Here is a 10,507-nt window from a genome sequence, read left to right as displayed (position 1 = left end):
TTACCTTGCTTTTTGGTCAGTTCAGTAAGAGTTTTACCTGAAATTTTGTAAACTTCCAATGCCCGTGACAATCTTTGTGGATCATTCGGGTGAATTCTCTTCGCTGATACAGGATCAATTTCTTTCAGTTTATCGTGCAACGCTGACCAACCTAAAGTCAACGCATCTTGCTCTATTTCTTGACGAATTGCAGGATCTGCCGCAGGCAAAGGCGACAGTCCTTCTAATAGAGCCTTGTAATACAGCATAGTTCCGCCAACCAGAAGCGGAATTTTCCCTTTCGAAGCGATATCATGCATTTGTTCGAGTGCGTCTCGACGAAAATCCGCTGCGGAATACGATTCGCTTGGATCGAGAATATCGATCAGGCGGTGCGGTGCAAGTTCTTGCTCTCGCTCATCGGGTTTTGCCGTACCAATATCCATGTCTTTGTAGATCAAAGCGGAATCAACGCTAATGATCTCAACAGGGTATTTTTGTCTTAATCGTATTGCTACTTCGGTTTTACCCGACGCTGTTGGTCCCATTAAAAATAGGGCCAATGGAAGTTTATCTGTCATCACGAATTCAATGCTGCAATGGTTGATGCGAAGTCAATCGGCTGACAAAACACTGGGTCATCGACAGGCAATCGCCCCTCACTCAGGTTTTCAATATCCGAAATTAACTGTATGGCTTCTGATGTTGAGTAGGTTGCTTTAACCTGAGTTACTTCAGTCGCCAGCCAATTAGAAACTTGGTTCACTTCAATATCTTGGGTTTGGTTCTGCAGATACGATAACAGATCTGGTATCAAGAGTTGTAAGTTTTGCTGCCTGATAGGCTGTGGCACTGCCATCACCATGATACTGCGTGCATTTTTTTCACGCAGCTGAATTCCAAGCCGTTGAAGCAAAGTATCAAATAGTGAAACCTGCTCAACCAAGTTCTTATCCAGTTTGATAGAAAGTGGCACAAGAAGAGGCTGAGCTTTTAAAGGAGCTTCACTCGCCGACAATTGGCATTGAGTTCGGTGCCACTCTGCTCTCGGTAAATTCACCAGAACACATTCTGGCTTCGCTTCCATCAACAAGTATTGATCACTAACAACCGTAAACGCTTTACCCAATACAAAGTGATCTCGTTTTGTTTCTAGAGCATCTTGAACCTCTGATGTATTTGCCCTTATGCGCTCAATGGGCTTTGTATCTTCAGGGGTGTTAAGCAGTTCTTTGTATGCTTGAACTTCCTGCCAACTTGGTGCTTCTTCTTTAAACTGCGGTTTGCTTTTACTGCCGCCAGAGCCAGAACTATTTGGCGTTTTTGTTTGCTGCCATTCATTGTTTGTGGCTGATGAGCGGTTTGTAGATGATGAGAAACTTGTTGATGGTGAGAAGTCTTTTTGATGATGCTCGGTAATATCACTTGGTACAGCATCGTTAATCCACTGAGTGGAAAGTACTTCGTTGTAGGAAGCTGGCTCAGCTTTTCTTGGATACGCTGGCGAACTCGCAATAGCTTCCATTACACGGTGTTGTTCTTCGTTAGTCGCTGGTTGATGATACGCCGAGGCACGTGTTTCTACAGGAGTAATGACTTCACTTTGCGACAATGCATCACTCAGTGCTTGGTAAATAAAGTCATGTACCAACCTCGCTTGATGGAAACGCACTTCGTGTTTCGCAGGATGCACATTTACGTCCACTTGGTGTGGGTCAAGTTCAATGAACAAAACATAAGTAGCATACTGATCAGGGCTTAAGCTGTTTTCATAGCTCTGGCGAATGGCATGATTGATCAGTTTATCTCTCATCATTCGACCATTCACATAACAATATTGTAAGTCGCTTTGCTGACGAGCCCCTTCTGGAGTGGTGATCCAGCCATGCAATTTCAGCCCTTGGTGTTCTAACTCAATCTTCAACATGTGCCTGACAAATGCACCACCACAAACCGCTGCAATACGGGCTTCTTCCTGACGTTCGGTTTTTGCTGCTCGATACTGTCGAATCATTTTTCCGTTGTGACGCAAATTGATGGTCACATCAAATCGGCTTAAGGCAATGCGCTTTAGCAATTCATCAATATGGGAGAACTCAGTTTTCTCAGTACGTAAGAATTTTCGGCGAGCAGGCGTGTTAAAAAACAAATCCAACACTTCGACAGAGGTCCCAATCGGGTGCGCGGTCGGCTGGAGTTTTACTTCCATATCTCGACCTTCACTGTATGCAGACCATGCTTGATCTTGAGTTGCAGGTCGTGATGTCATCGTCAATCGAGAAACTGAGCTGATACTGGCTAGCGCTTCACCTCGAAACCCTAGACTCATAATGGCTTCGAGGTCATCCAGCGTATGGATCTTCGATGTAGCATGGCGACTCAGTGCCAGTCCAAGCTCTTCTTTAATGATGCCTTTGCCGTTATCGCGAACACGAATTAGCTTAGCACCACCTTTATCAATATCGATATCTATGCGAGTCGCGCCTGAATCTAAACTGTTTTCAACCAGCTCTTTTACAACAGACGCGGGTCTTTCGACCACTTCACCTGCGGCAATTTGGTTCGCTAATCGTGCAGGCAGTATCTTTATCGTCATTATTTGCTCGGGATGATCAGAATCTGCCCTACCGATAAGGTGTCAGATTTTAAGTTGTTCACTTTTTTGATTGCAGAAGTCGACACGCCATATTGAGATGCAATTTTGCCAAGGTATTCACCTTTTCTCACTTTGTGTTTCACTACCGGCTTATCTTTCAATTTGACTTGAATTTTTAACTTCTGCCCAACCTTTAGCGTATTCGATTTCAACTTATTTTGCTGTTTAATACTCGCAACAGACACCTTATATTTGCTCGCAATCTTACCTAGATACTCACCTGGTTTCACCACATGTGTAATGACTTGTGTTTTCACAGATGGCGCAGTTGGGGCGTCTCCAGAGATAAGCAGTACTTGCCCAATAGAAATATTGGTGCTTTTTAGTTTATTCGCCGCAACAATGGCTTTTGTTGTCGTTCCGTATTTTTGTGCAATTCGCGACAGCGACTCTCCGCGCACCACTTTGTGTTTAATGGTCGCCCCTTTGTTCGCTAACCAAGTGCCTTCAGGTGGATTTGCCTCGAAATAGTCGACAATGGCTTTCGATAGCGCTTTTGCCAGTTTGTTTTGATGCGCACGTTGGAATAACAATTTTTCTTCTACCGGGTTAGACATAAAACCCGTTTCAACCAATACCGATGGGATATCGGGAGACTTTAAGACCGCTAGGCTGGCATGAACAGGCTCTTTCTTATGAAGGCGAGTTACTTTGCCCATTTCTTTCAGAATTTTGGTGGCGACCTTATACCCTTCTTTCTGTGAATGACTGAATTTGAGATCCAATAAGGTCTGGCTGACGTTTCTGTCGTTATTAACCTTAGACAATACTTCACCCGCACCACCTAAAAGTTCTGACTGTTCCTCGTGTTTTTCTACCCAACGAGCAATTTCGCTATTGGCACGACGAACATTGAGAACAAAAACAGAACCCCCACGTGGTTGTGGTGAACGGAAACTGTCGGCATGCACTGACACAAGAAGATGTGCTTTATTCTTACGAGCGATCGAAGAGCGCTTGTTCAGATTAACAAAGTAATCACCAGTTCGAGTAAGAACGGCGCGTACCCCGCGGACTTGGTTTAGTTCGCTGGCTAATTTTTTTGAAATGATGAGCGTGGCGTGCTTTTCATATTTTTTTGTGGGACCAATGGATCCGGGATCTTCACCACCATGTCCTGGATCGATGGCAATAATGACGTCAGCATTACCTAAAAATTGGGAAGCATCCTTACTCGGTGAAGGTTTAGAAGGAACAATGGGATTTGATGGCTGAGCTTTGGCTGGTTTGCTGACTTTACCGTGAGGCAAATCAATCACGAGACGATGACCATACTGCCCACCAGGTGTTGGGCTTAGCTTGAATAAGTTTGGTGTAGCCTTCTTTTTCAGTTCGAAGACTAAGCGATAAGTACCTTTGGTTGGCGGTGTACTTTTCCGAATTTTCTTCAATACGGCTGAATCTTTAACATTGATGGGAAGTTTAGCCTTCACATTCGTTTGTTTAAGATCGACAACCAATCGCACTGGATTCGTTAGTGTAAAGTAGCTGTAATTGGCTTCACTGCTCAAATCAATGACGATACGAGTTTCTTCTGGTGAGGGCCAAACCCTCACTCCCTCAAGCGTATTCGCCGATACATTGGCAGCAACCCCGAACAGAAAAAAGAAAGCAAACAGTAAAAACGCTCGAAATTGCTTATAAATCAACACGACTCCAAGTTCTTAAGCAAAGCATGACCATAATCCGTATTCGCTGTGACCGTAGCAATACGCTGGGTTTGGTCATATTTCAATTCAATATCCAAGTCAGGAGAAGGCAGAAGCCCTTCACCTTTTTCAGGCCACTCGACAAGGCAGATCGCATCAGGAGTAAAGTAATCACGAATACCCATAAATTCCAATTCTTCTGGGTCTGCCAGTCGATACAAGTCAAAATGATAAACTTGCCAATCTTTTAACTGGTAAGGCTCCACCAATGTATAGGTTGGGCTTTTTACATTACCAACATGCCCTAGAAACCGTATAAAGCCGCGGCTGAACGTAGTCTTGCCTGCACCTAGATCACCATGTAAGTAAATGGTCGTTTGCTGGGTACATGCCTTCGCTACTCGCTGTCCAAACTCGACTGTCGCGTTTTCATCAATGAGGGAATATTGTTTCATGTTCATTTGTTGCATGTTCCAGTGCCGATCAACGACTATATAAAATTCAAAAGAAACGGAATAGTAAACCGTGTTGGTTTTGAGAGACAAGATCTTATCTGTTAAGAAACGATAAAAAATGTTCCATATGACCCCTCCTATTCTAAACTAGCCTTGTTTATCTATGCTCAGTTCTGGAAAGGTGTTCTTTTTACTTATAGGATCAGTTAGAATCGTCGCCCATTTTTCACGCTATTAGCATCATGGATTACTCCGAACTCGCCGTCAAAATTAAACAGTGGGCTATAGAACTTGGCTTCCAGAAAGTTGGCATTTGCGATGTCGACTTAAAAGAGCACGAGAAACCCCTGCAAGATTGGCTGGATGCAGGATACCACGGAGAAATGGACTGGATGGCTCGACACGGAATGATGCGAGCTAGGCCCAATGAGTTATTGCCTGGAACCGTTCGGGTGATCAGCGCTCGCATGAACTATCTCCCTCCTGATGCTCAATTTGCAAGTAACCTTGATGACACCACCCAAGGCTACGTAAGCCGATACGCCCTTGGACGGGATTATCACAAATTGGTACGCAATCAGCTTAAAAAGCTTGGGCAACGGATTGAGCAAGAGGCAGGAAAGTTTGGTTACCGTCCGTTTGTTGATTCGGCACCTATCTTGGAACGCCCTTTAGCTCAAAAGGCTGGATTAGGCTGGACAGGAAAACACTCACTTATATTAGATGAAGGCGCTGGTTCTTGGTTCTTCCTAGGTGAACTGTTGATTGATCTGCCTTTACCTATTGATGAACCCTCTACCGATCAATGCGGAAGCTGCAAAGCGTGCATAACCTCCTGCCCAACGGGTGCCATTATAAGTGAAGGCGTTATCGACTCTCGCCTTTGCATTTCGTATTTAACGATCGAGTTAAGTGGAAAAATCCCAGTAGAGCTTCGCTCCAAAATGGGAAACAGAATATACGGTTGTGACGATTGCCAACTCGTGTGCCCATGGAATCGCGAAGCAGACATCACAGATCAAACAGATTTTCATCGACGCGATGCATTTGGGTCTTCCGATCTGATTACTTTAATATCTTGGTCTGAACAGGAATTTCTAAAAAAGATGGAAGGCTCTGCGATTCGGCGTATTGGTCATATTCAATGGATGAGAAATATTGCTGTAGCAATGGGCAATGCTCCCTTTTCTCAAGATATCGTCTATGCTCTTCGAGAGCGAATTGGAATGGATGATAATTTGGATGAGCATATCCAATGGGCAATAGACAGCCAAATAGCAAAAACACCAATCAAAGACAGGAAAAAAGAGCGTCTAATCAGGATAATCCAAAAGGGTCTACCTAGAGATGCATAGTCGCCTATGTAACTGACCACTTATAAAACACCGCAAAATATATTTCCTGTAATTAAAAGTTCAAAATCTGAGACGGTATTTGTACCTATAATTTGATGTGATTCTCAAAAAGTGCTCTATGTGGAAAAAAGCGAATTTGGTAGCACAGATAGCTGGATAACGAAAAGTTAAACACAGACACAATAAATGACGAGGATCAAAAAAATACGAGTTAGTGATCTTAACTCTTACATTAGCTAAAAAGTAAAAATACCCCTCATCGCTTGTTATACAAAGGCTTACATGATTTTCATCTTTAAGCGTGACGCCGAAAACAAAAGAAAGATCCTTGCAAATCCTTTCAAAACTTCTTAATAAAACAATTTATCAACCAAGTTATCCACAGAAGTTGATTTGTGGATAAGTCTGTTAACTAAATTGTAAACATGCGGCAGGCTCCCCTATATACTTATTAAAAGCAGTGGAAAACTGAGCACCGTTTATGGCGTTGGCTAGCTGTAAATTGAAAACGAAAAAAAACACCCGACTGGGTGATTGTTTTGTTTCTTTCTGGGGTAATGCTTCACAGCATTGATAAAGAGCGGTTGATGCGTCTTCACATCATTCCCTTTCGGGAGAATCGTCACTAACAATTCTAGTGAGAATTTTTACTTTCTAAGCGCTTTTTAGTTTCTAAACGAGTTAGCTTATAAGCGAAGAAATTTAGAGCGACACACGAGATTCCTGATCTTCAAGGAACTAGGTGTGACCTCAACCTTAGTAAGGTTGAATTTTTCTTTGAAAAAATTTGGAGCGACACACGAGGTTCGAACTCGTGACCTCAACCTTGGCAAGGTTGCGCTCTACCAGCTGAGCTAGTGTCGCATGATTCATCGCAGTAGCAATCAATCTGAATGTGGTTGCGGGGGCCGGATTTGAACCGACGACCTTCGGGTTATGAGCCCGACGAGCTACCAAGCTGCTCCACCCCGCGTCCGTATTGTAATCATCATTCAAAGCATGATGAGCGCTTATATTTCCCTTAAGGGAAAGAATCTGGAGCGACACACGAGGTTCGAACTCGTGACCTCAACCTTGGCAAGGTTGCGCTCTACCAGCTGAGCTAGTGTCGCAGATCATCGTTAAGCACGATAAAAGCTTTTGTACTTTCTTGCTAGAAAGTGGAGCGACACACGAGGTTCGAACTCGTGACCTCAACCTTGGCAAGGTTGCGCTCTACCAGCTGAGCTAGTGTCGCATGATTCATCGCAGTAGCAATCAATCTAAATGTGGTTGCGGGGGCCGGATTTGAACCGACGACCTTCGGGTTATGAGCCCGACGAGCTACCAAGCTGCTCCACCCCGCGTCCGTATTGTAGTCACCATTTAAAGCATGATGAAAGCTTATTATTTCCAAACTAAGTGGAAATTGGAGCGACACACGAGGTTCGAACTCGTGACCTCAACCTTGGCAAGGTTGCGCTCTACCAGCTGAGCTAGTGTCGCATTCACAACGTTTCCGTCGTTTAGGGCTGCGAATTATAAGAGCATTTTCTTTTGATGCAAGCCCTTCATTCAAAAAAATCAAAAAAATTGTTAGTTTGATGGAAAAAGAAACAAAAGCCACCATATTCGTTCATCCCTTAATCAATTCAATCATTAAGGTTGATTCTAAAAGACTCGAAATTCATAGATACCCGTGTTCTCAAATACCTCGGAAAGGCAACACGGGAAGAATTAGGAAGGATTTAGATGCTAAATACTTTCTTGCGGTAAAACTGAAGTTCAGCAATAGACTCACGAATATCGTCCAAAGCAAGGTGACTACCTGTTTTTGAAAACTGTGTTAGCACTTCTGGCTGCCAACGACGTGTCAGCTCTTTAATGGTACTGACATCGATATAGCGGTAGTGGAAGTACGCTTCAAGCTCCGGCATAAATTCATATAGAAAACGGCGATCCTGACCAACACTGTTACCGCAAATTGGTGATTTACCAGCAGGTACCCATTGTTTTAAGAATTCTATGGTTTGATCGATGGCTTGCTGCTCTGTCACGGTGCTCTGTTTAACCCGAGCCACTAAACCACTGCCTGTATGCGTGGTTGTGCACCATTCATCCATTTTCGCTAGCTCTTCTTCAGGCTGATGAATAGCGAGAACGGGTCCTTCAGCGAGAATATTGAGCTCACTATCGGTAACAATGGTAGCGATTTCAATGATCTTATGGGTTTCAGGGTCTAACCCTGTCATCTCTAGATCGATCCAAATTAAGTTTTGATCGCTGAACGACATAGATGAATTGCCTATTTTGTTGATAAAAGAGGTATCATACCCACCTATTTTGGAATTCCAACCAAAGAAGTTGATAATCCGTGGCAAAAAAGAAAAAGCTCACAAAAGGTCAAGTACGACGCGTTCGTCATAACCAAAAAAAGCGATTGACCCAAGAAGAAACCATCCAATGGGAAGAGTCTATGTTGGGATCAGCCAAATCAGGGCTGGTCATCACTCGTTTTGGTCAACACGCCGACATTGAAGACAGTGAATCTGGAAACGTTCATCGCTGCAATCTCAGACGTGGTATTGAAAGTTTAGTCTCTGGAGACAAAGTTATCTGGCGATCTGGTCATGAATCTATGGCAGGTATAGCGGGTGTGGTTGAAGCCGTCGAGCCGAGAACCTCTATCTTGACCCGTCCAGACTACTACGACGGTTTAAAACCTGTCGCAGCGAACATTGACCAAATGGTGATCGTTTCTTCTGTATTACCTGAACTTTCTCTCAACATTATTGACCGCTACCTTGTCGCTTCCGAGACATTGAATATTGAACCTTTGATCGTCTTGAATAAAATCGACTTGCTAGACAGTACGCAACGCGAAACCTATCGCGAATGGTTAACGGCGTATGAGAAAATTGGCTATAAAGTTCTGTTGGTCAGTAAGGAGTCCGGAGAAGGGATCGAAGAACTGCAAATCGAACTTAAAGATAGAATTAACATCTTTGTGGGACAATCTGGCGTCGGAAAATCCAGCTTAGTCAACGCATTAATGCCAGAAGTCGATGCTGAAGAAGGTGCCGTATCAGAAAACTCCGGATTGGGGCAACACACAACGACCACAGCGAGACTGTATCACTTCCCTAAAGGGGGCGACCTTATCGACTCCCCTGGAGTCCGTGAATTCGGCCTCTGGCACTTAGAAGCGGAAGAGGTTACGGAAGCTTTTGTAGAATTTCGACCGTTCTTAGGCGGCTGTAAGTTTCGCGATTGTAAACACAATGACGACCCAGGCTGTATTATTCGAGAAGCGGTCGAACGCGGAGAGATCAGCAGTGTTCGATTTGAAAACTACCACCGCATTATTGAGAGCATGGGTGAGAACAAAGCCAACAGGCAGTACTCACGCAATAAAAAAGCCGACTTGTAACCATAAGCCCCTACTTGGCGATATTTGCCACAAATTTGTGGCAAATCGTAAACCCATATTGTAAAGAAGCTGACAACAGAAGTGAGATTCAGTAACATCTCGCGCCGACTTGTAGAACAAATTGGAATCAATTGTGTTAGATAAAATTAAAGTGAGTCTCCAGTACTGGATTCCTCAACATGGATTAACGCGCCTTGTCGGTAAACTGGCGAGCGCAAAAGCAGGCAGCCTAACCACAGCCGTAATTCGTTGGTTTATCAAGCAATACAACGTCAATATGGACGAAGCTTTGCATTCGGATCCTGCTTACTTCAAAACTTTCAATGAGTTTTTCGTACGTGAGCTAAAAGACGGGGCTCGTCCTCTTGCGGAAGGTGATTCCGTCATATCGCACCCTGCCGATGCCTGTGTGAGCCAATTCGGTCCAATTGAAGATGGTCAGCTCATTCAAGCAAAAGGTCACAACTACTCAGCGCAAGAGTTGCTAGGTGGCAGTGAAACCTTAGCTGAAGAGTTTGTTGATGGCGAATTTGCAACGCTTTATCTATCACCGCGTGACTACCACAGGGTACATATGCCTTGTGACGGAACACTGCGTAAAATGATTTATGTGCCAGGCGATTTGTTTTCCGTAAACCCATTAACAGCGGAAAACGTGCCTAACTTATTCGCTCGCAACGAACGTGTTGTTTGTATCTTCGATACTGAATTTGGTCCAATGGCACAAGTACTGGTTGGTGCAACCATTGTTGGCAGCATCGAGCTAATATGGGCAGGCACTGTCACTCCACCTCGTGGTAACACTGTTTACACTTGGGATTATCCAGCAGAAGGCAACAAATCTGTTGTACTAAAAAAGGGTGAGGAAATGGGTCGCTTTAAGCTTGGCTCAACCGTTATCAACCTATTTGCGAAAGACAGTATTAAGTTCGATGAAAGTATGCAGCTAAACGCACCGACGATTATGGGTACACCTTACGCGCATCAATCGAAAGACTAACTGC

The 10,507-nt window shown here is 44.0% G+C and carries 8 protein-coding genes and 6 tRNA genes; 3 read left to right on the top strand and 11 right to left on the bottom strand.

Annotation, left to right across the window (positions count from 1 at the left end; all coding sequences use genetic code 11):
• From miaA to tsaE, 4 genes are all read right to left on the bottom strand, one after another.
• Positions 1 to 560 (bottom strand): tRNA (adenosine(37)-N6)-dimethylallyltransferase MiaA (gene miaA / locus VPNCDNU1_RS29085; protein ID WP_237324118.1); only part of this gene is annotated, 560 nt, incomplete at its 3' end.
• Entirely contained in the window at positions 560 to 2,575 is a 2,016-nt protein-coding gene (gene mutL, locus VPNCDNU1_RS10935; RefSeq protein ID WP_104400358.1) for a DNA mismatch repair endonuclease MutL, read from the bottom strand. The genes miaA and mutL, both read right to left, overlap by 1 nt.
• Positions 2,575 to 4,287: an N-acetylmuramoyl-L-alanine amidase gene (locus VPNCDNU1_RS10930; protein WP_104400357.1), complete on the bottom strand. Its 1,713-nt coding sequence runs from the start codon at positions 4,285 to 4,287 to the stop codon at positions 2,575 to 2,577. The genes mutL and VPNCDNU1_RS10930 overlap by 1 nt, the downstream gene beginning before the upstream one ends.
• Positions 4,281 to 4,745 carry a tRNA (adenosine(37)-N6)-threonylcarbamoyltransferase complex ATPase subunit type 1 TsaE gene (gene tsaE / locus VPNCDNU1_RS10925; RefSeq protein ID WP_104400390.1) on the bottom strand — a complete coding sequence of 155 codons (465 nt, stop codon included), beginning with the start codon at positions 4,743 to 4,745 and terminating at the stop codon, positions 4,281 to 4,283. The genes VPNCDNU1_RS10930 and tsaE overlap by 7 nt, the downstream gene beginning before the upstream one ends.
• 236 nt (positions 4,746 to 4,981) lie before the next feature.
• On the opposite strand from tsaE, the gene queG reads away from it, so the two are divergent.
• Positions 4,982 to 6,094 carry a tRNA epoxyqueuosine(34) reductase QueG gene (gene queG, locus VPNCDNU1_RS10920; RefSeq protein ID WP_104400356.1) on the top strand — a complete coding sequence of 371 codons (1,113 nt, stop codon included), beginning with the start codon at positions 4,982 to 4,984 and terminating at the stop codon, positions 6,092 to 6,094.
• Between the two features lie 788 nt (positions 6,095 to 6,882).
• On the opposite strand, the gene VPNCDNU1_RS10915 is transcribed toward queG, so the two are convergent.
• The 7 genes from VPNCDNU1_RS10915 to orn form a co-directional block, all read right to left on the bottom strand.
• Positions 6,883 to 6,958 (bottom strand) — tRNA-Gly (locus VPNCDNU1_RS10915).
• A gap of 32 nt (positions 6,959 to 6,990) precedes the next feature.
• Positions 6,991 to 7,067: transfer RNA gene (locus VPNCDNU1_RS10910), tRNA-Met, on the bottom strand.
• A 63-nt stretch (positions 7,068 to 7,130) separates the two neighbouring features.
• Positions 7,131 to 7,206 (bottom strand) — tRNA-Gly (locus VPNCDNU1_RS10905).
• A 49-nt stretch (positions 7,207 to 7,255) separates the two neighbouring features.
• Positions 7,256 to 7,331 (bottom strand) — tRNA-Gly (locus tag VPNCDNU1_RS10900).
• A 32-nt stretch (positions 7,332 to 7,363) separates the two neighbouring features.
• Positions 7,364 to 7,440, bottom strand: a tRNA-Met gene (locus VPNCDNU1_RS10895).
• Positions 7,441 to 7,503: 63 nt separating this feature from the next.
• Positions 7,504 to 7,579: transfer RNA gene (locus VPNCDNU1_RS10890), tRNA-Gly, on the bottom strand.
• Between the two features lie 242 nt (positions 7,580 to 7,821).
• Complete coding sequence (gene orn / locus VPNCDNU1_RS10885) at positions 7,822 to 8,367, bottom strand: oligoribonuclease (protein WP_104400355.1); 546 nt, start codon at positions 8,365 to 8,367, stop codon at positions 7,822 to 7,824.
• An 80-nt stretch (positions 8,368 to 8,447) separates the two neighbouring features.
• On the opposite strand from orn, the gene rsgA reads away from it, so the two are divergent.
• Together rsgA and asd are read left to right on the top strand one after the other, a co-directional pair.
• On the top strand, positions 8,448 to 9,503 hold the full coding sequence (gene rsgA, locus VPNCDNU1_RS10880) for a small ribosomal subunit biogenesis GTPase RsgA (RefSeq protein ID WP_104400354.1): 1,056 nt from the start codon (positions 8,448 to 8,450) through the stop codon (positions 9,501 to 9,503).
• A gap of 133 nt (positions 9,504 to 9,636) precedes the next feature.
• Entirely contained in the window at positions 9,637 to 10,503 is an 867-nt protein-coding gene (gene asd, locus VPNCDNU1_RS10875; RefSeq protein WP_104400353.1) for an archaetidylserine decarboxylase, read from the top strand.
• Positions 10,504 to 10,507: the final 4 nt, after the last annotated feature.

This window comes from Vibrio penaeicida (assembly GCF_002933855.1).
Lineage (GTDB): Bacteria > Pseudomonadota > Gammaproteobacteria > Enterobacterales > Vibrionaceae > Vibrio > Vibrio penaeicida_A.
Note: the sequence above shows the minus strand (reverse complement) of the source record. Positions and strands in the feature narration are given on the sequence as shown.

Excerpts from the sequence above, each read along its gene's own strand:
- mutL (WP_104400358.1), bottom strand. The coding sequence starts at position 2,575 with ATGACGATAAAGATACTGCCTGCACGATTAGCGAACCAAATTGCCGCA.
- tsaE (WP_104400390.1), bottom strand. The coding sequence starts at position 4,745 with ATGAACATGAAACAATATTCCCTCATTGATGAAAACGCGACAGTCGAG.
- queG (WP_104400356.1), top strand. The coding sequence starts at position 4,982 with ATGGATTACTCCGAACTCGCCGTCAAAATTAAACAGTGGGCTATAGAA.
- orn (WP_104400355.1), bottom strand. The coding sequence starts at position 8,367 with ATGTCGTTCAGCGATCAAAACTTAATTTGGATCGATCTAGAGATGACA.